Below are 19,716 nucleotides of genomic sequence, written 5' to 3' on the forward strand. Positions count from 1 at the left end.
GAGGGCCCCCCACCCGATCCCATCCCGAACTCGGCCGTGAAACCCCTCTGCGCCAATGGTACTTTGTCTTAAGGCACGGGAGAGTAGGTCACCGCCAGGTCCGCTCGTAACAGGTAACAACACTTCACGAAATCCAAAAACACCAACGCCGCCTCTCAAAGGCGGCGTTACCGTTTGGGGGAAAACAACCCCCTCTGACGCGGGGTGGAGCAGCCCGGTAGCTCGTCAGGCTCATAACCTGAAGGTCACAGGTTCAAATCCTGTCCCCGCATCCAAAAGAAAACCCCAGCAAGATCAATGTCTTGCTGGGGTTTTTGCTGTCGAATGCCATCTAAGCCCCGCAACAGCAGAAACCGTCACGCCATCGTGGCATGGCGGCAATATTGCTTCGTGCATTGACCATCAGGCTTTCCGAAAAGCATAAGGCAAAGATGTTTTGCCAGGATGGGTATCATGGGTGACGTCGGTGCAGTTGCGCAGGATTTGGGTTCGGCCCGGCGGCTGATCGTCAAGATCGGGTCGGCGCTGATGGTTGATGCCGCCACCCATCGTATCCGTCATGAATGGCTGGATTCCGTGGCCGACGATGTGGCCGCCCTGCGCGCCCAGGGGGTGGAGGTGGTGATCGTCACCTCCGGCGCTGTTGCCTGCGGGCGCGAACATCTGGGGCTGATGGGCCGCGCGCTGCGGCTGGAGGAAAAGCAGGCGGCCGCTGCCACCGGGCAGATCAGGCTGGCCCATGCCTATCAGGAAACGCTGGCCCGCCACGGCATCACCGTGGCCCAGGTGCTGCTGACCCTGGATGATACAGAGGATCGCCGCCGCCACCTGAATGGCCGGGCCACCATCGAAACCCTGCTGAAGCTGGGGGCCGTGCCGGTGATCAACGAGAATGATACGGTGGCGACGGCGGAAATCCGCTTCGGTGACAATGACCGGCTGGCCGCCCGCGTGGCGCAGATGATCAGCGCCGATACGCTGGTGCTTTTGTCGGATATTGACGGGCTCTACACGGCCGATCCGCGCAAAGACCCGGAGGCCAAACATATCCCCCTGGTGCGGGAGATCACGCCGGAAATCATCGGCATGGCTGGCGAACCGCCGCCGGGCTACAGCAGCGGCGGCATGGTTACCAAGATTGTTGCCGGGCGAATCGCCCTGTCCGCCGGTTGCCGCATGGCCATAGCCATGGGCAAGCGGACAAACCCGCTGGCCGCCCTGTTGAAGCCGGTGGAGCAGGGTGGGGCGCTGGCTACCTGGTTCGTGCCAGGGGCCGAACCGCGCACCGCCCGCAAGCGCTGGATCGCTGGATCGCTGAAGCCGCTGGGCACCTTGACCGTTGATGACGGGGCTGTCGGCGCGCTGCTGAAGGGCGGTTCGCTGCTGCCCGCCGGGGTGCGCGGGGTGACGGGGGATTTCGAGCGCGGCGATCTGGTGCTGGTGCAGGGGCCCGATGGTCGCACCGTGGGGCGCGGGCTCTGCGCCTATGGCGCCGACGATGCCCGCGCCATTGCCGGGCGCCGCAGTGCAGAAATTGAAGCGGTGCTGGGCTATCGCGGCCGGGATGAGATCATCCACCGTGACGATCTGGTGCTGGGATAAGCGGGCAAACCCCCTATAATCACCGCCACCATCCCCCGACCCGGACAGATCATGACGGATAATGCCCCCACAGCCGCCCTGCTGATTATCGGCAATGAAATCCTGTCCGGTCGCACCCAGGATGCGAACCTGTCTTTCATCGCCAAATATCTGGGCGATCTGGGCATCCGGTTTCGGGAAGCACGGGTGGTGCCGGATGTGGAGGCGGAGATCGTGGCGGCGATCAATGCGCTCCGCGCCCGCTACACCTATGTTTTCACCACCGGCGGCATCGGGCCGACGCATGATGACATTACCGCCGAATGCATCGCCAAGGCCTTCGGCGTGCCGCTGCTGCGCCATCCGGAGGCGGTGCGCCGGCTGGAGGCGCATTATGCCGGCACCGGCCTGCTGAATGAGGCACGGTTGCGCATGGCCAATGTGCCGGAGGGGGGGTGTCTGATCGACAACCCGGTCAGCACGGCACCGGGCTTCCAGATCGGCAATGTCTTCGTGATGGCCGGCGTGCCCAAGATCATGCAGGCCATGCTGACCGGCCTGCGCGACCGGCTGGTCGGTGGGCCGGTGGTTCGCACCAAATCGGTGATCAGCGCCATCCCCGAAGGCAGTTTTGCCGATGCACTGCGCGCCCTGCAGGAACAGGTCGGGGCAGGGGTGGATATCGGCTCTTACCCCAGCTTCGGCGGGGGCAAGATTTCCACCGCCCTGGTGCTGCGCGCCACAGATATTGATCTGCTTGGGCGTACGACTGAACAGGTAGCCGCGATGTTGCGCGGCCTGGGAGGAGAGCCGGTGATCGTGGATGGATATGAGGAATGAAACCAACGGCTATCAAGGAGGACTGATCCCACGGCGGCGACGGCCGCCGCGCGGCCCATGCGGCGTGAAGCCAAGCCGTTGGCATGTTGTCGTCAAGGCAGTTGAGTATGAAGCTCCGCCCCGCCCATCACCAGGGCCGGGCATTGGGCTGGCCCTGGACCGTGCTGCCGTTGACACTGGGGACAACGGTTTTGCCGGCATCCGGGTTGGGGCTGTCGGTCATCCGGTCCAGCCGCCGGTTGGGCGGGGCTTCCTTGCCGTAAATCTTGTGCAGCCGTTCGAATTCCTTCTGATGGAATTCATATTGTTCCTGATAGTCGGGCTCCCCATTGCGGCGGCCGCGTACGATGATTTCCTCTTCCTCGGCGGGCTGTTCGGCTTTCTTGTCGCCCTTTGCCGGCGGCTCTGCCAGCACGGGCGGGCACCAGGCCAGGGCGGCCAGCACCAGGGGGAACAGCACCCGTTTCGTCATTCTTGTCACCGCCGTCTCGCACAGGCCCTATGATTGGGCCTTTCTTTCACCCTGCCACAAGATCATGGGGCCGAACAGGGTTCATGCGCTGTGGGCCGGGTCACAGGCCAGCGGTTCGTACCAGTCTGATGGCAGGCCCGCCAGTTCGCGCGACAGGCCGTTGAAGGGGCGCTTCAACTCCCCCTTGAAATGGGTGCGCACCAGATGTTGCCACCAGGGGCCAGCCTCCTGGCCCAGGCAGCGGGCGGCCTGTTCAAACCAGCGGCGGCCCGCGGCCACATGCCCCACCTCTTCCGCCAGGATAATTTCCAGCACGGCCACACTGTCCCAGTCGCCGGCCTTGGTCAGGCTGTCGATAATGGCCGGCGTCACGTCCAGGCCGCGCGCCTCCAGCACCATCGGCACCACGGCCAGCCGGGCCGGCAGATCATGCGCCGTCGCTTCGCTGGCCTGCCACAGCCCATCATGGGCCGGCAGGTCGCCATAGGTAGCCCCGAAATGGGCCAGCCGGTCGGCGACCAGAGCATGATGCTTGGCCTCCTCATCCGCCACGCGCACCCAATCATCGTAAAAGGCGCGCGGCAGGGCCGTGCCATCGGGCAGGGTGTGGAACCGGGCGACAATGTCCCAGGCCAGATCGATGGCGTTCAGCTCAATATGGGCGATGGCGTGCAGCAGGGCGATGCGGTTGGCAATGCTCTGCCCCTTGCCGCGCTTGGGCATATCCTTGGGGTGGCGCAGTTCAGGATGGGCCGGGCGCGCGGGCCGGGAGGGCGGGTTGCCCTGGCCGATCTCGCTGATGCGGCCCGCGCGCCAGTCGGCGGCAAAGGCGCGGGACAGGCGCACCTTATCGGCGGCATCCGGCGTGGTCAGCACCGCGATGGCGGCGTCGGCAAGGGTGGGGGTCATGAAGGTCTTACAGAGGCCATTTTCCGGTGTCATCCGGGTGTCTGTAACATGCCCGTCTCGCTCCTGTCCGTTTCCCCTTGATGAGCGGGGCGAGGTCACGGCGTTGTGTTCCGGAAAGAGATTGTTTTTTCGAAGCCTTACTATGGCAAGGGGTGCCGATGCTAGAACGGCTTGGTATAGGACTGGTGAACAATGTCGCAATATTACAAATAATTTGCGGTGAATTGGTTGATTTAGAATGCACTCTCTAGCAAACTAAACGCTCAGGAATGCGATATTCTTCTATTGTAAACGAGTTAGTTTTATTTCGTCTGCCGATGAATGAAACGATACATCCCTCGCTATTTGCAATAATAGCGGGTGTGCTGGTAGTGTGTGTGTTGGCCGTATTTCCTGAAATAAATGTATTGGATTGAGATTGTGCTGGTAGAACGGCAGCGCCACCACCCCAACGATATTGAAATGCGCGGCGACCATCTGGTAAGTCAAAGGCCGATATTGGTTCGCCCCAAACCATACGAACCTCTGATACATCCTTTCCGATAAATGGCTTCATTTCAGTGCTAGCGCACCCGGCCAATAATATTGCACATAATGCATAACCTGCGAATTTTTGTGCGAGTGCCATAGTGCTTCCCTCTCTTCCAGATAAACCAACCCAACACAAGGTTCCTGTTTCGACACTGTGCCCGTCGCCGCTCTGAAGTGCATATAGCAACCTGTAAATTTGTCTTCGGCACTGGTTTGTGATTGGAACAAGTATATTTATATCAATGGCTTATTGTTTATGACGGTATAAATAGCTGACACAAAATAATTTTTGGATGGAGCTTCACACCATGAAGCTCTCACCACAGCCGCAGCGGGCCTTCTCGTTCGGGTTCTTGAAGGTGAAGCCGGACTGGAACTTGTCCTCACTATAATCCATTTCAGACCCGATCAGGAACATGGTGGCGGCGGGGTCGATCAGGATGGTCACCCCCTTATCCTCCACCACTTCCTCGAACAGCTTCTTTTCCTCAGCATATTCGACGAAATAGCTCATGCCGGAACAGCCGCGCGCCTTCACGCCCACGCGCAGGCCGATGATCGGCTTGTCGGACCGGCTGATCAGTTCCTTCACCCGCTCGGCGGCGGCGTCGGTGATGGTCATTGCCTTGGGCAGGGGACGGGCCATGGGTTTCTCCTTTATGCGCTTGGACTTTGCCTCACCCTTTGAGGCGCTCTCACTTTTTCCTCCACCGTCACCCATGCTGCGGCCGGGGTCCAGATTCACAGGCGCTTTGCTCTACGAGCCTGGACCCCGGCCGCAGCATGGGTGACGGTTGAAGGGAGAGAGGCGCTCTCTCAAAAGCACGACAAAAAGCACTCACCACAACTCAAAACATGTTCAACGCGATGCGCGCTTCGTCGCTCATCCGGCTGGGGTCCCAGGCGGGTTCCCAGATCAGATCGACCCGGGCGCTGCGCACACCGTCAACGGCCTGCACCACCTGCTGCACCTGGCCCGGCATTTCGCCGGCCACCGGGCAGGCAGGGGCGGTGAGCGTCATTTCGATCTCAACATCGCCTTCGCCATCCACGTCACAGCGATAGATCAGGCCCAGTTCATAGATATTCACCGGGATCTCTGGATCATAGACCGTGCGCAGGGCTTCCACCACACGGTCGGCCAGCGGCGCGTCGGGGGGAAGCTTCTCATCTTCCGGCACTTCTGCCGGGGCACCCATGAAAACGCCAGGGGCGATGGGGCGTGGATTGCTGCTCATTTTTTCGTCCCCCTCAGAAGGCGGAATTTTCGGTGGAAGTGACAGGGTCGCCATGCAGGGCGGCCTTCATCGTGTGCCAGGCCAGCGTGGCGCATTTCACCCGCATGGGGAATTCACGCACGCCCGACAGCACGGCCAGCTTGTCGGTCGCATCCTCGTCCAGATTTTCATGGACGCCCTGTTCGTCCTCGTCCTTGGTGCAGACATCGTGGAAATATTCGAACAGGGCTTCGGCTTCCGCCGCCGGCTTGCCGCGCAGGATTTCCGTCATCAGGCTGGCGCTGGCCTGGCTGATGGCGCAGCCGCGCCCGTCAAAGCGCAGATCCTGGATGATGCCGTTCCCATCCACGGTCAGATAGACATTGATCTTGTCGCCGCACATCGGGTTGTCGCCGCGCGCGGTGCGGTTATAGGCCTCCGGCTTGCCGAAGTTCCGCGGGTTCTTGCCGTGGTCCAGGATCACTTCCTGGTAGAGATCGCGCAAATCATCAAACATGGGGGAAGCCCTTACCCAAAGAAACTCTTGGTCGCCAACACGGCATCCACCAGCGCATCCACCTCCGCCTCGGTATTATAGGCGGCGAAGCTGGCGCGGGCGGTGGCGCCCACGCCGAACCGGTCCATCAGCGGTTCGGCGCAATGCCGGCCCACCCGCACCGCCACGCCCCGGCTGTCCAGCAGCGTGCCGATATCATGCGGATGGATGCCGTCCATGGTGAAGCTGATGATGGCGGCCTTGTCCGGCGCGGTGCCGATGATGCGCACGCCCTCAATCTCCGACAGCCGGCCGGTGGCATAGGCCAGCAGCCTTTGTTCATGGGCGTGGATGGCATCCATGCCCAGGGCCGTCACATAATCAATCGCCGCGCCTAAGCCGATCCCTTCCACAATGGCCGGCGTCCCCGCCTCAAACCGATAGGGGGCTTCGCGATAGGTCGTGTGGGCGAAACTGACGGTGGAGATCATGTCGCCACCACCCTGCCAGGGCGGCATGGCGTTCAGATGCTCCATCTTGCCATACAGCACACCGATGCCAGTGGGGCCGTACAGCTTGTGCCCCGTAAAGACATAGAAATCAGCATCAAGGGCCTGCACATCCACCGGCTGATGCACGGCGGCCTGACTGCCGTCAAACGCCACCGGAATGCCCTTGGCATGGGCCAGTTGGGCGATACGCTTGGCCGGGTTCACCGTGCCCAGCACGTTGCTGGCATGGGTGATGGAAACCAGCTTTACATTATCGGTCAGCAACTGGGCATAGGCCGTCATGTCCAGCGAGCCATCATCCAGGACCGGCACCACCTTGATTTCAATGCCGATCTGGTCGCGCAGCAACTGCCAGGGCACGATATTGGCGTGATGTTCCATCCAGGAAATCAGCACCGCATCGCCCGCCTTCAGGAACCGCCGGCCCCAGCTCTGGGCCAGCAGGTTGAAGCCTTCCGTGGCGTTGCGGGTGAAAACGATATTCTCCCGGCTGGGCGCGTTCAGGAAGGCCGCCACCTTGTCGCGCGTGCCCTCATACAGGTCGGTGGCGCGCTGGGAGAGGAAATGCACGCCGCGATGCACATTGGCGTAATCGTTCTCCAACAGGTGCGACATGGCGTCGATCACCTGGCGCGGCTTCTGGGCCGAGGCACCATTATCCAGATAGACCAGCGGCTTGCCGGGCCGGCCTTTGCGTTCATGCACCAGCCGGGTCAGGATCGGGAAATCCTGGCGCACACGCTCCACATCATAGGGCGCATTGCCAAGGCTGGCGGGGGAAAGGGTGGCGGTATCGCTCATGGTGTCGTCCCCAGGGGCCGGCGCAGCCAGTAACGGCCATGGCCCAACAGATAATCCTCAATATGCAGCACAGGCGCATAGCCCTGGGCCTGGAAGAAGCCCGGATGCTGGAATGCCATCGGGCAGGCGGTGGCCCAGCGACAGCCGGCCTCAGCCGCCGTCGCCTCCGCCGCGGCCAGCAGCCGGCGGCCCAAACCTTGGCGGCGCTGGGCCGGTTCCACCCAGCAATCCACCACGGTAAAGTACCCATTGTCGACGACGCCCATCACACCGCCCAGCGGGTCGCCCGCGCCATCGCGGGCCATCACCGTCAGTTCGGTATAAAGCCGGTCGATATGCAGCAGCCAATGGGCATCCAGCCCTTCCTCCACCAGCCGCACATCCTCATGCGCGGGCGGGGCGGAAACCTCCAGCCGCAGGCCCGGCGGCAGGTCCGGTGCCGGGGTCTTCTCGGCCAGCGGGGTTTTGCGGAAATACAGCCGGTCATGCCCGCCGGTGAAATCCACCATCACGCCCATGGGCACATAGCCCAGGCGGGGATAGAAATCCGGGGCCTGGAACCGCATGGTGTTCACCAGGGCGCGGGTGCAGCCGCGCTTGGCGGCCAGCGCCTCCCCGGTACGCATCAAGGTGGCGGCCAGCCCGTGGCGACGCCAGGGCGCATCCACCCACAGCATATGCAGATAGGCATCCTGCCCACGCAGCCAGCAGACCAGCCCGGCCACGATGTGCCCGGCTTCGTCCTTGATGAACAGGCCCGCATCCTCCCGCCCCACGCCCAGGGCCGCGCGCTCGGCTGCCGACACCCGGTCGTGCAGCCAGCGCAGCGCCGACATATCCGCCGGGTGGCGGATTTCCAGCGCCAGATCGGCCAAGGGGGTGGGGTGGGCGGTGGCGTTCATCAGGCGCGTTCCGTCCCCATCCAGGCTGCGGCAGCGGCGCGGAAATAGGCGCGGACCTGTTCGTCGATGATTTCATCCATCGCTTCATCCAGGAAGGCACCGATCAGCATGACACGCGCCACATCGCGCGGCACGCCACGGGCGCGCAGATAGAACATCTGGTCCTCGTCCAGCTCCCCCGCCGTGGCCCCGTGGCTGCACTTCACATCGTCGGCATAGATTTCCAGCTCCGGCTTGCTGTTGATCTCCGACGTTTCAGAGAGCAGCAGGGCGCGGTTCAACTGATAGCCGTCGGTCTTCTGCGCATCGGGGCGAACGATGATCTTGCCCTGGAAGACGCCGCGCGCCTTGCCGTCGATCACGCCCTTCACCACCTCGCGGCTGGTGCAATTGGGCATGGCATGGTCGATCAGGGTGGTGATGTCGCTCACCTGATCGCCGCCAATGGCATAGGCACCGGACACCCGCGCCTCAATCTTCTCACCCCCCAGCACCTGCCGCGCCTCGTGCCGGGCCAGACGCGCGCCCAGGTTCAGCACGAAGGTGTCATAGGTGCTGGCATCGGCCAGATGGGTGTTCAGCGTGGCGATGTGGAAGGCATCCGTCCCTTCGCGCTGGATCTTGTAATGGTGCAGCCGCGCACCCGTGCCCACCGCCACATCGGTGGCGATGTTGGACAGGTAAGCTGCCCCCGGCTGGCCGGCATGATGTTCCACGATGGTGGCTTCCGCCCCATCCTCCACCACTACCAGCAGGCGCGGATGCCAGGCAGCCGCCGCTCCGGGCGGGGCCAGGAACACCAGTTCCACCGGCTGGGCCAGCTTCACGCCCGCCGGCACATGCAGCAGCGCGCCGTCGGCCAGGAAGGCGGCATTCAGCGACCGCATCGGGTGATCGGCACCGGGGAAGCGGGCCAGCAGCCCCTCCATCCGGTCGGCCAGCCCCTGCGGGTCCGTGGTCATCTGCGCCGACAGCGCATCCAGCAGCACGCCATCGGGCAGACCCTGGGTGCGCGACAGGTCGGCGCGGAACTGCCCACCGATGAAGACCAGACGCGGCCCCGGCGCTTCCAGCGCGGTGGGGATGGCATCCACCGGCACGGACTTGGCGTCCGGGGCGGGCGACAAGGTCAGCTTGTCCAGCCCGCGCAGGCTGGTGAATTTCCACGCTTCATTCCGGGTGGTGGGCAGGCCCGCCTTGGCGAAACGCTCCATCCCCTCGGCCCGGAAGCAGGCCAGCCAGGGATGTGCCACCGGGGCCAGGGCAGGCTGGGCCTGCTTCACCTGTTCGATGAAGGAAGCACCGGTGCCCTGGGGGCTGTGGGTCGGGGTCAGTTCGCCACTCATCTCTCAAAGCCGCATTTCATAGAAGTTCATGCCCATGCCCGGCACCGGGCTCGCCACATAGGCGAAGCGCTGGAAACCGTGCTTCGGATAGAATTTGGGGGCCTGGCAATCCATGGTTTCCACCCCCGCCCGCGTGCAGCCCATGGCCCGGCCTTCATCCAGCGCCCGGGCCAGCATGTCGAACCCGACACCGCTGCCGCGCAGCCGATCATCCAGCCACACCATATCGACCATATAGTCGCCCTGGGTGGCGTAGCAGAGGGCACCGCCCAGCACGGCATGGCTGGCCCGGTCACGCACCATGGCTGCCACCAGGGTCAGCGGCTGGGCCAGCATCAGGCGACGCCGCCGGTCCGTCACGGCCCAGGCATCCCGGCCCAACTGGCGGGACGGCGGCGCGTGCAGGGCAATGGACAGGCCCTCCGCATTCGGCGGGCTGTCCGGGTAAACGACCGGCTTTTCCATCACGGTGAAGGGCCGGCCATTGACATGCCCATCCACCTGCTGGCGCACCGTGAAGCCATAGGCACGGTAGGGGGCGGTATCATCATGGGCGCGGATGTAGAATTCCATCCGCGTCATGTTACGCCGCGCCAGTTCCTGCTCCGCCAGCCCCAGCAGCACGGCCACAGCCCCCGGATGGTCCACCGCATCGGGCAAGGACCAGACACCCCAGAAGCAATAGGCGGTATCGCCCCAGCCGATCAGCGTCAGCCCGGCGGCGGGGGCACCCGTCTCCGGGTCACCGATCACCAGCATAAAACGGTTGTGACTGGGCGGCAGATGGGCCGTGTTATAGGCCATCAAGCCGGCAATCACCGGTTCGGCCTCCGGGCTGGAGGCCGTGATATCCCGTTCCAGGCTGATATAGGTGTCGGGGGCGGCCATGGCGTGTCGCTTTTCCTCAGGCCGCCGCGTCGCTGATGCCGAACTCGGCATAGCCCTTGGCTTCCAGTTCCAGTGCCAGTTCCTTGCCGCCGGTCTTCTGGATGCGGCCATTGGCCAGCACATGCACCACGTCGGGCACAATGTAATCCAGCAGGCGCTGATAATGGGTGATCACCAGCATCCCGCGTTCCGGGGAACGCAGCTTGTTCACGCCCTCGGCCACGATCTTCAGCGCGTCAATATCCAGGCCGCTGTCGGTCTCATCCAGAATGGCCAACTTCGGCTGAAGCACGGCCATTTGCAGCGCCTCGTTGCGCTTCTTCTCCCCACCGGAGAAGCCGACATTGACGGCGCGCTTGATCATCTCATCAGTCATGGAGAGATCCTTGGCCTTGGCCCGGATCAGCTTCAGGAACTGCATGGCATCCAGCGGGGATTCGCCGCGCGTCTTGCGGATGGCGTTCAACGCTTCCTTCAGGAAGGTGGCATTGGTGACGCCGGGGATTTCCACCGGATACTGGAAGGCCAGGAACAGGCCGGCAGCGGCGCGTTCTTCCACTTCCAGGGCCAGCAGGTCCTGGCCGTCAAAAGTGACGCTGCCTTCGGTGATCTCATAGCCCTCGCGGCCGGCCAGCACATAGGACAGCGTGCTTTTGCCCGCCCCGTTGGGGCCCATGATGGCATGGACCTCACCGGCATTGATGGTCAGATCAACCCCCTTGAGGATCGCCTTGCCATCGACCGAGGCATGAAGATTCTTGATTTCGATCAGGGACATAACGCTGCTCCAACACCGATACGCTTCAGAGAGGAGAAGAACCTTTCCACCCTCTCTCCCTGCCTCCCCCGCGAAAGCGGGGGTCCAGGGGGGATTATCACGACGCTGGGTGCCCTTGGCCCCTGGACCCCCGCTTTCGCGGGGGAGGCAGGTTTGCGCCAAAGGCACCGTTCAACCCATTCAAGCCAACTGGTCATAAAGGTCCAACCATTGCGGGTTGGTCTTTTCGATCAGTTCCAGCTTCCAATTTCGGTTCCACTTCTTGATCTGCCGTTCGCGCCGAAGCGCGTGTTCGACATCATCGAAGGGTTCCATATAAACCAGCCGCTTAACGCCATACCGCTTGGTGAAACCAGCCATGGCACCCTGGCGATGTTCGTAAACCCGCCGGGCCAGATCGGACGTGATACCGACATACAACGTCCCATTACGGTCACTCGCCATAATGTAAACGTGGTACGTCCGGCTCACCCCACACTCCCCTCCAAACTGATCGCCACCAGCTTCTGCGCCTCCACGGCGAATTCCATCGGCAGTTCCTTCAGCACTTCCTTGCAGAAGCCATTCACGATCAGCCCGACCGCGTCTTCTTCCTTCAGGCCGCGCTGGCGGCAATAGAAAAGCTGGTCTTCGGAAATCTTGGCCGTCGTCGCCTCATGCTCCACCCGCGCCGTGCGGTTCTTGCTTTCAATGTAGGGCACGGTGTGCGCCCCGCATTTGTCGCCGATCAGCAAGCTGTCGCACTGGGTGAAGTTGCGGGCGTTCTGGGCCTTGGGCAGGATGCGGACCAGACCGCGATAGGTGTTCTGCGCCTTGCCGGCCGAAATACCCTTGGAGATGATCGTGGACCGGGTGTTCTTCCCGATATGGATCATCTTCGTGCCGGTATCGGCCTGCTGCATATTGTTGGTGATGGCGACCGAATAGAATTCGCCCACCGAATTATCACCCTGCAGAATACAGCTCGGGTATTTCCAGGTGATCGCCGACCCGGTTTCCACCTGGGTCCAGCTTACCTTGGAATTACGGCCCCGGCAGGCGGCGCGCTTGGTGACGAAATTATAGATGCCGCCCTTGCCGTTCTCGTCGCCCGGATACCAGTTCTGGACGGTGGAATATTTGATGGTGGCGTCATCCAGCGCCACCAGTTCTACCACGGCGGCGTGCAACTGGTTCTCGTCCCGCTGCGGGGCGGTGCAGCCCTCCAGATAGGAGACGTAGGAACCTTCGTCCGCAATGATCAGCGTGCGTTCGAACTGCCCCGTATTCTTCGCATTGATGCGGAAATAGGTGGACAGTTCCATCGGGCTGCGCACGCCCTTGGGGATGTAGACGAAGCTGCCATCGGTGAAGACGGCGCAGTTCAGCGTGGCGAAGTAATTATCCGAATAGGGCACGACGGAGCCCAGATACTGGCGCACCAGTTCCGGGTGGTTCTGCACCGCCTCGCTGATGGAACAGAAGATGATGCCCTTCTCTTCCAGCTTCTTCTTGAACGTCGTGGCCACTGACACCGAATCGAACACGGCATCCACGGCGATGGAGGGGCTGTCGCCAGCGCCTTCGACACCGGCCAGGATGGCCTGTTCCTTCAGCGGGATACCCAGCTTCTCATAGGTCTTCAGCAGCTCGGGGTCGACCTCATCCAGCGATTTCGGGCCGGGCGTCGTCTTCGGGGCCGAGTAATAATAGCTGTCCTGATAGTCGATGGGCGGATAATGCAGCTTGGCCCAATCCGGTTCTTCCATCGTCAGCCAATGGCGATAAGCTTTCAGCCGCCATTCCAGCAGCCATTCCGGCTCCCCCTTCTTGGCGGAAATGAAGCGGACGATTTCCTCAGACAGGCCCTTGGGCGCGGTTTCCGCCTCAATATCCGTGAAGAAGCCGTACTTGTACTTCGCTTCCGCCAGATTGCGGACCTGTTCGATGGTCTGTTCGGTGGCGGCCATAACCTGCAAGCTCCCCTAAACGATTCCGTTCCCGATCAACCGGCCAGCGCCGCCGGCGGGGCCGGGGCGTGGATGAAGTCAATCGTGGACGGTGCGGCCATATCGGCCAGCGTCACATCCTGAAGCGCGCGGCGTACCGCGCTGTTCACCTTGTCCCACGCGCTCTTGCGGGCGCAGAGGCTGAGCACCCCGCACGACCCGCTGCCGCCATCCACGCAATCGGTCAAGGCGATCGGACCCTCGATCGCCTCGATGATATGCACCACATTGATGGCGGTGGGGGCCTTGGCCAGCGTATAGCCGCCCGTGGCCCCGCGATGGGATTGCAGAAGGTCGCCCCGTGCCAACAGCTTCAGCAGCTTCTGGACCGTCGGCATCGGCAGGCCCGTGCGGTCGGCCAGCGACGTGGCGGTATGCAGCGCACCATCGGCATGCGCCAGCGTGGCCAGGACGACCACGGCATAATCCGTCATTTTGCTGAGCCTCAGCATGGGTTGTTGCGAGTCCTTCTCAATTCAGTACCAATCTGGTACTGATTAAGTGAGCCGCTGAGGGGCGATAGTCAAGCACCACGCTGCATGGCCTTGTCACAGGTGACATGCATGGGCCGAAAAGCGGGCGGCGCGCATACAAAAAGGGGCAGCCGGGTGGGGCTGCCCCTTTGGGGGGAGGGGGCTTGCGCGGGAATCACGATGGTGAAGCGTTACTCGATATGAAGCCATACCGCGTCATTATTATCCCTTCACCCTATGCTGGCAGAACGACAGCCCCCATCACACCGCTTCTGCCTTCAGCCCCTGTTCTTCCGCCACCTTATCCGCCTTATGCGCAGCGGCCTCGGCCCCGGCGCTGGTGGCTTCTTTGGCGACATTGACGGCCTTTTCGGCTGTGCGGCGGCCCTTGGCCAGGGCTTCTTCCAGCAGGTCGTCGCGCTGCTTGCCCATCAACTCATCCTCGGTGCGGGTGGCGGGCAGGCAGGCGCCGATGGCCGCCCCCACCGCCAGCCCTGCCAGCCCGGCGGACAGCGGATGGTCATCCACCATGTCCCAGAAGCTGCGGTTGATACGGGCGGCCCGGCGGCGGGCGCGCTGCGCCATGGCCTCGCTTTCGGCGATGATGCGGTGATAGCGGCGGTGGCCCTCCGAATCATCCTCGTAATCAAAGCCATAGGCGCTGTCGCCATAGCTGGCATAGCGCTGCCCCAGCTCGTGCAACTGGCGGGAATGGCGCATCCGGTTCAGCTTGCGCGTGGCGCGGGCCCGCAGGTCGGCGGCCTTGTCGGAAAGCTCATGCGCCGTCTCTTCAATCTTGTGACCGGCTTCGTGCAGCCCTTCCTCCACCCGGTGCGACAGGTCTTGATACTGGTGGCGCAGCCGGTCCCGCGCCTGGGCCGTGCGCTTCTCCGCCCAATGGGCGGCGCGGTCATAGGCGTCGGTCTTGCGGGCGGCGGAGAACAGCAGCCAGCCGATGCCGACGCCGATCACCCCCAGGGCGATCTTGTGTTCCGACAGCATGGTGCCGATGCCGCGCCCATGCGGCCGGTGGTCTTCGTCCGCCGCATCGGCCGGATGATCCGGCACGGCGCCGTAGCTGGCCATGGGATCGGTATAGTTCAGCGAATCGGTATCCGCCTGCGCCTGATTGGAGGAACGGACGGTCCCGGCATAGGCGCTGCCATTGCCGCTATTGGTGCTGCCATAGGTCATCATTGTCTCCTTGCAGAAATCCAGGGGCTCAGCGGGACACCGCGTCAGCCACCTCACGCGCGTCGGTGCGCAGATTATTCAGGGTCCGGCGGGGGGAGAGGGTCAGCGCCTGCAGCTTGGCCCGCCCCGCCATCATCAGGACCAGACCCAGCAAGATCACCGCCCCGCCCACCACCAGGGCCGCCGCCCAAGGGGCCATGACATGGGACAGCCCCAGGGTGGCCGCCGCCAGCAGCAGCAGCAGGCCGCAAAAGGCAAAGGCCCCGCCGCAGAGGATCTGCCCCACCCCGCGCCCGGCTTCGCTGGCCTTCTCCATCAGTTCGGCCTTGGCCAGCTCCACCTCCTTGCTGACAAGAGCGGTCATGCTGGCCACCAGATCGGTCAGCAGGCTGGTCAGCGGCTTGTCCGCCGGGGCCGTTTCATCCGGCGCATCCATGCTCATGGCATGGCCTGCGGGCCGGGCGTGGTGCCGGTGACGGTGTAATCAAAATTGCCGGTGGTGGGCACGTCGCCCACCGGCGGCTCGGGGCGGGCCGGGGGCGCCCCCGTGCGGGGACGGGTGGCCAGATCAATATCACCGGCCATGCGGCGGCGGTTGCTGCTGGCCTTCAGGAAACGGCCGATGGCCACACCGGCCAGCAGCGCACCGCCGACAAACAGTTCCGGCTGGCGCCGTGCCAGCCCTTCCGCCCGGCTTACCAGATCATCCAGCCCATGGTCGCGGACCTGATCGGCCAGCTTGGCGGCCTGATCGGCGGCGGCCTTCACATAATGGGCGGTGCCGCCGCGATCTTCCGATTTCAGCCGGTCGGCGGCATCCTTCAGGGCGCCAGCCACGCCGGAGATTTCATCCGCCGCGCGGCGCTGCTGCTTTTCAAAGCCGCTGCGCACCTTTTCCCGCGCGGCATCCACCATCTTGGCACCAACCTCCTTCACCTGTTCGCCCAGTTCGGCGGCGGTTTTCTCGCTGGATGGGTTCGTCTGGTCCGGCATCTGGCCCTCCTCACCATGGTTGTTGTGCAAAACAAGAAGCCTTGGATAGAGAACAGCCGGACCCGCCCCTCTTGTTCCCTGGCAATTGCAGGCCAAGCCATGTGGCAGGCGGGATGCTTTCGCACTGCGCCATGTGCCGGACCGGGTTGACCGGGAGCCGGCAGGGGCGCACCATTTCTTCATGACGGGGACGGTTTCGATGGCCGGTCCCGCCACCAGACCGACCAGACCGGGGCTTCCCGTGGCTGGCCGGACATTCGGTCGGATCGTTCTGTGGCGAAGCCACCGCGCTGAGGCGGGTTACGAAGGTTTGCGCCCATCCGGCTGAGGCCGACAGGCCGTACAAGAAGAAAGCGGCGGGTGCGTCCCTTGTGGGCGCCCCGCCGTTTTCATGTCTGGAACGCGCTTCATACCAATCTCCCCTGATCGTGACCGATCCAGGGAGATTTTGCGTTCCCTCAGGCGCCGGGCGCTGCCATCCGGCAGCTTGGCTTCCCGCGGCACGTGCCGCGCGGCGGCGGTCGCCGCCGTGCCAACGGTCATCATGCATGACCGCTGGCATCGCCCTACCCCCAGGGTGGTGCCGGTGGATAAGCGTTACCCCCATCGCCCCGGCCCGTTCCCCCACCCCTGCCATTTTTTCGTCTTAGCTGAACCATGGTGATGCCGTTTCGCGGCGCGATGAACCGTTTTGCGGTTCCGGTTGTTACAGCTTTGTCGCACGCCGGCCGGATGGCCGGCTTGTTAGACGGGACGAATGGAAAGGGCAGATCATGTCGGGCTTGGCCTGGAGGGGCAGAGGCAGGGGAACGGGGCAGGCCCTGCCGGTGGCGCTGCTGGCCCTGCTGCTGTCTGCCTGCGCCACGCCGAAGCCGGACCCGGCCCCCGCCGCGAAACCCAGCCCGCCGGCCCCTGCCGCTGCCACCGCACCGCAGCCATTGGTTCCCGCCACCCCGCTACCCAAGGTGAAACCAAAACCACCCGCCAGCAAGCCGGCGGCCAAGCCCGCGCCGGTGGTCCCCGACAGTGCGCCGCAGGTGGCGGCCCTGCCGCCCGCCCCGCCGGTTGTTCTGCAACCGGAGCCCGCCCGCCCCGCCTTCAACCCCGACCGGCTGATCGGCCTGTCGGAGGAACAGGCGGAGGCGGCCCTGGGCCAGCCGGGCCGGGTGGAGGAAAGCCCGCCCTCGCGCACGCTTCATTACGCGGAGGGGCGCTGCGTTCTGCGGCTGCACCTGTTCATGGAAATGACCAGCCGCAGCTTCCGCACCCTCTCTTACGATCTCAACAGCACGGGAGTAGGCCCCGATGTCGATCAGCAATGCCGTGACTGGCTCCAAGCTCGCTTCAAATCCGCAGCCGGCAGCCCCGACGGGCGCGCGGCCAGCCAGCCGTGACGGCACTCTCATGCAGACGGAAAACCCTATCGCCCGTGTGGCCCTGGTGGATGATGATGATCTGTTTCGTGAAAGCCTGGGCCTGAACCTGGCCGATGAAGGCTATGAGGTGATGCCCTTCGACCGCGGCCATACCGCGCTGGATTATTTCAGCAATGGCGGCACCGCCGACCTGATCCTGCTGGATTGGCGGATGCCGCGCATGGACGGGATCGAAACCCTGCGCCAGCTGCGCGCCCGCAATATTGATATCCCGGTCATTTTCCTGACCGTGCTGTCCGACCAGATTTATGAGGAGACGGCGCTGGGCGGCGGGGCGGTGGATTTTGTCGAAAAATCCCGCTCCCTGCCCATTCTGCTGAAACGGATGCAGTTGATCGTGCAGGGGCGCAAGCCGCTGCCGGAGGAATCCGGTGCCGCAAACGGGGCCGATCCGGCCGGGGCGGCTGGCCAGATGTTCCGGCGCGGGCCGCTGGAACTGCGCCTGGATGTGGCCCGCGCCTTCTGGGCCGGCCAGCGGATCGATCTGACCCTGACCGAATTCAACATCGTCAAGCTGATGGCCACCCGGGCGGGGGAGGATGTCTCCTACCGTGATCTTTATGATCTGGTGCATGGCAAGGATTTCGTCGCCGGCTATGGGCCGGCGGGCTATCGCGCCAACGTCCGCGCCTTCATCAAGCGCATCCGGCATAAATTCCGCGCCGCCGACGCGCATTTTGATGAGATCGGCAATTATCCCGGCTTCGGCTATCGCTGGTCGGACCGCCATCCGGCGGAACTGACCGGTGAGGCGGTGGCGGTCCCGGCGGCCCGGTAACGTCCGATGGCCGCGGCAACCCCCTTTCCCCGTAAAAGGCCCGGCGGGCGGGGCCGCTGGCTCTGGCGGTCACTGGCGACGCGGCTGGTGCTGGTGCTGCTGGTTTTTCTGGCCGTGCCGCTGCTGATCTATGAACAGTTCCGCAGCGCCGATGCCGAAAAACAGTCCCTGTTGCTGCGCAGTGCCCAGCAGCAGGGCCAGCTGGTCGCCCGTGCGCTGGAACCGCTGCTGGCCGGGCTGGACAAGCGCGGCCTGACCGGGTTGGGGGAGCGGTTGGCACCTTATGCCGACAGCAACACCTCCGTCCGCCTGCTGCTCAGCCCTTCCATGGGGCCGGCGGTGGCCTCGGCGGGTACCGCAGCACCGCTGCCGCCGGCGGGGGCAGAAGGGTTCTTCTATGTTGCCGCTGCGCCTGCCATCCCCACCGACCTGCTGGACCTGGAACGGGACCGGCTGATTGAACAAGGGGTGCTGGACAAGCTGGCCGGCAGTTGTGCCGGGAATTATCCGCTGGCCATTCCGGTGTCACAGGGCGGCGGGGGTTCGGAACTGCTGACCTCCATCACGCCGGTGCGCACGCCGATGGGCTGCTGGGCCGTCATCACCTCCCACCGGGCGGAGGCCTATCTGGGGGCCGGGGCCGGCCGGCCCTATTGGCAGAACCCGGAAGTGCAGGTGGCGGCCCTGATCTACCTCGCCATGGCAGCGCTGGTGATGCTGCTGCTGGTGGAGGTCTGGCGCAACCTGCGCCGGTTCGGCGATCTGGCCCGCGACATCGTGCAGAAAAGCGGCCCCGCCGGCAGCTTTGCCGACCAGAACACTGTGCCCGAGCTGGCCCCGGTGGCGGAGGATTTCGACCGGCTGGTCGCCACCCTGCACAGCAGCGCCAGCAACCTGCGCCGCGCGGCGGAGGATAATGCCCATGCCTTCAAGACCCCCATTGCCGTCATCCGCCAGTCACTGGAACCGCTGAAAAAGTTGGTTCCGGCGACGGAACCGCGCGGCCGCCGGGCGCTGGACATGATCGAAGGCTCGGTGGAAAAGCTGGACGGGCTTGTCTCCTTCGCCCGGCGCATGGATGAAACCGCAGCCGACCTGCTGGAACCCCCGCGCCAGCGGGTGGACCTGTCCGCCCTGCTGGAACGGGTGCTGAAGGGCTATCGCGGGCTGGTGGAGGAACGCGGGGTTGAGCTGCTGACCCGTGTGGACCCGGATATTGCCGTGCGGGCCGGGGAAGACCTGCTGGAAACGGTGATCGAGAATATCATCGACAATGCGCTGTCCTTCTCCCCCAGCGGCGGGGTGCTGCGCGTCACCCTGCGCCGCCGCGCCAAACAGGCGGAATTCTGTGTGGAGGATGAAGGGCCGGGCGTGGAATCATCCAGCCTGGACCGGATTTTTGAACGCTATTTCTCCCAGCGCCCCGCCGAATCCGGCGCTGCCGACCCGATGCCGCATTATGGCATCGGCCTGTGGATCGTGCGCCGCAATGTGGAAGCCGTGGGCGGCAAGGTGGAAGCCATGAACCGCGCCGGCGGCGGGCTTTCCATGCGAATCACCCTGCCGCTGCTGGCGGGGTAG

22 protein-coding genes, 1 tRNA gene and 1 rRNA gene are annotated in these 19,716 nt (G+C 64.0%); 7 read left to right on the forward strand and 17 right to left on the reverse strand.

What is annotated here, in order from left to right; translation table 11 throughout:
* From rrf to PCJ49_RS17530, 4 genes are all read left to right on the forward strand, one after another.
* Window positions 1-100: ribosomal RNA gene (gene rrf / locus PCJ49_RS17515) — 5S ribosomal RNA — on the forward strand; the annotation flags it as partial.
* 98 nt (window positions 101-198) lie between these two features.
* Window positions 199-275 (forward strand) — tRNA-Met (locus PCJ49_RS17520).
* A gap of 178 nt (window positions 276-453) precedes the next feature.
* Window positions 454-1,602 (forward strand): glutamate 5-kinase, encoded by a 1,149-nt coding sequence (proB, locus tag PCJ49_RS17525; protein ID WP_269912076.1) that lies wholly within the window; start codon window positions 454-456, stop codon window positions 1,600-1,602.
* 51 nt (window positions 1,603-1,653) lie between these two features.
* A complete protein-coding gene (locus PCJ49_RS17530) occupies window positions 1,654-2,421 on the forward strand; it encodes a molybdopterin-binding protein (protein ID WP_269912077.1) in 768 nt (255 codons plus the stop codon).
* A 127-nt stretch (window positions 2,422-2,548) separates the two neighbouring features.
* On the opposite strand, the gene PCJ49_RS17535 is transcribed toward PCJ49_RS17530, so the two are convergent.
* The 17 genes from PCJ49_RS17535 to PCJ49_RS17615 all read right to left on the reverse strand — a co-directional run bounded on the left by PCJ49_RS17535 (window position 2,549) and on the right by PCJ49_RS17615 (window position 15,921).
* Window positions 2,549-2,893, reverse strand: a complete 345-nt coding sequence (locus PCJ49_RS17535) for a hypothetical protein (protein WP_269912078.1) — start codon at window positions 2,891-2,893, stop codon at window positions 2,549-2,551.
* Window positions 2,894-2,974: 81 nt separating this feature from the next.
* Window positions 2,975-3,802 carry a ferritin-like domain-containing protein gene (locus tag PCJ49_RS17540; RefSeq protein ID WP_269912079.1) on the reverse strand — a complete coding sequence of 276 codons (828 nt, stop codon included), beginning with the start codon at window positions 3,800-3,802 and terminating at the stop codon, window positions 2,975-2,977.
* A gap of 247 nt (window positions 3,803-4,049) precedes the next feature.
* The gene (locus PCJ49_RS17545; RefSeq protein WP_269912080.1) at window positions 4,050-4,430 is read right to left on the reverse strand and encodes a hypothetical protein; all 381 of its coding nucleotides are present in this window, start codon (window positions 4,428-4,430) and stop codon (window positions 4,050-4,052) included.
* Window positions 4,431-4,634: 204 nt separating this feature from the next.
* The gene (locus PCJ49_RS17550) at window positions 4,635-4,979 is read right to left on the reverse strand and encodes an iron-sulfur cluster assembly accessory protein (protein ID WP_153205137.1); all 345 of its coding nucleotides are present in this window, start codon (window positions 4,977-4,979) and stop codon (window positions 4,635-4,637) included.
* A gap of 202 nt (window positions 4,980-5,181) precedes the next feature.
* Window positions 5,182-5,532: an SUF system Fe-S cluster assembly protein gene (locus PCJ49_RS17555; protein ID WP_269912241.1), complete on the reverse strand. Its 351-nt coding sequence runs from the start codon at window positions 5,530-5,532 to the stop codon at window positions 5,182-5,184.
* Between the two features lie 52 nt (window positions 5,533-5,584).
* On the reverse strand, window positions 5,585-6,067 hold the full coding sequence (gene sufU / locus PCJ49_RS17560) for a Fe-S cluster assembly sulfur transfer protein SufU (RefSeq protein ID WP_269912081.1): 483 nt from the start codon (window positions 6,065-6,067) through the stop codon (window positions 5,585-5,587).
* Window positions 6,068-6,078: 11 nt separating this feature from the next.
* Window positions 6,079-7,359, reverse strand: a complete 1,281-nt coding sequence (locus tag PCJ49_RS17565) for a cysteine desulfurase (RefSeq protein WP_269912082.1) — start codon at window positions 7,357-7,359, stop codon at window positions 6,079-6,081.
* Entirely contained in the window at window positions 7,356-8,261 is a 906-nt protein-coding gene (locus PCJ49_RS17570; RefSeq protein WP_269912083.1) for a GNAT family N-acetyltransferase, read from the reverse strand. The genes PCJ49_RS17565 and PCJ49_RS17570 overlap by 4 nt, the downstream gene beginning before the upstream one ends.
* Window positions 8,261-9,607, reverse strand: a complete 1,347-nt coding sequence (gene sufD / locus PCJ49_RS17575) for a Fe-S cluster assembly protein SufD (protein WP_269912084.1) — start codon at window positions 9,605-9,607, stop codon at window positions 8,261-8,263. The genes PCJ49_RS17570 and sufD overlap by 1 nt, the downstream gene beginning before the upstream one ends.
* A gap of 3 nt (window positions 9,608-9,610) precedes the next feature.
* Complete coding sequence (locus PCJ49_RS17580; protein WP_269912085.1) at window positions 9,611-10,495, reverse strand: GNAT family N-acetyltransferase; 885 nt, start codon at window positions 10,493-10,495, stop codon at window positions 9,611-9,613.
* 16 nt (window positions 10,496-10,511) lie between these two features.
* Entirely contained in the window at window positions 10,512-11,267 is a 756-nt protein-coding gene (gene sufC / locus PCJ49_RS17585) for a Fe-S cluster assembly ATPase SufC (RefSeq protein ID WP_089286835.1), read from the reverse strand.
* A 186-nt stretch (window positions 11,268-11,453) separates the two neighbouring features.
* Window positions 11,454-11,744, reverse strand: a complete 291-nt coding sequence (locus PCJ49_RS17590; protein ID WP_269912086.1) for a GIY-YIG nuclease family protein — start codon at window positions 11,742-11,744, stop codon at window positions 11,454-11,456.
* Window positions 11,741-13,222, reverse strand: a complete 1,482-nt coding sequence (sufB, locus tag PCJ49_RS17595) for a Fe-S cluster assembly protein SufB (RefSeq protein ID WP_269912087.1) — start codon at window positions 13,220-13,222, stop codon at window positions 11,741-11,743. Before sufB ends, PCJ49_RS17590 begins: the two co-directional genes overlap by 4 nt.
* 35 nt (window positions 13,223-13,257) lie before the next feature.
* A complete protein-coding gene (locus PCJ49_RS17600) occupies window positions 13,258-13,713 on the reverse strand; it encodes an SUF system Fe-S cluster assembly regulator (protein WP_029013648.1) in 456 nt (151 codons plus the stop codon).
* Between the two features lie 282 nt (window positions 13,714-13,995).
* Complete coding sequence (locus PCJ49_RS17605; protein ID WP_269912088.1) at window positions 13,996-14,931, reverse strand: hypothetical protein; 936 nt, start codon at window positions 14,929-14,931, stop codon at window positions 13,996-13,998.
* 25 nt (window positions 14,932-14,956) lie between these two features.
* The gene (locus tag PCJ49_RS17610; protein ID WP_269912089.1) at window positions 14,957-15,370 is read right to left on the reverse strand and encodes a phage holin family protein; all 414 of its coding nucleotides are present in this window, start codon (window positions 15,368-15,370) and stop codon (window positions 14,957-14,959) included.
* Window positions 15,367-15,921 (reverse strand): hypothetical protein, encoded by a 555-nt coding sequence (locus PCJ49_RS17615; protein ID WP_269912090.1) that lies wholly within the window; start codon window positions 15,919-15,921, stop codon window positions 15,367-15,369. The genes PCJ49_RS17610 and PCJ49_RS17615 overlap by 4 nt, the downstream gene beginning before the upstream one ends.
* A gap of 773 nt (window positions 15,922-16,694) precedes the next feature.
* Here PCJ49_RS17615 and PCJ49_RS17620 point away from each other — a divergent pair.
* From PCJ49_RS17620 to PCJ49_RS17630, 3 genes are read left to right on the forward strand one after another with little or no spacing between them, the layout of a single operon-like run.
* Window positions 16,695-17,315: a hypothetical protein gene (locus PCJ49_RS17620; protein ID WP_269912091.1), complete on the forward strand. Its 621-nt coding sequence runs from the start codon at window positions 16,695-16,697 to the stop codon at window positions 17,313-17,315.
* A gap of 10 nt (window positions 17,316-17,325) precedes the next feature.
* Window positions 17,326-18,135 (forward strand): response regulator transcription factor, encoded by an 810-nt coding sequence (locus tag PCJ49_RS17625; protein ID WP_269912092.1) that lies wholly within the window; start codon window positions 17,326-17,328, stop codon window positions 18,133-18,135.
* Between the two features lie 6 nt (window positions 18,136-18,141).
* The gene (locus PCJ49_RS17630) at window positions 18,142-19,716 is read left to right on the forward strand and encodes a HAMP domain-containing sensor histidine kinase (protein WP_269912093.1); all 1,575 of its coding nucleotides are present in this window, start codon (window positions 18,142-18,144) and stop codon (window positions 19,714-19,716) included.

It is taken from the genome of Niveispirillum sp. BGYR6, from assembly GCF_027568365.1.
GTDB lineage: Bacteria > Pseudomonadota > Alphaproteobacteria > Azospirillales > Azospirillaceae > Niveispirillum.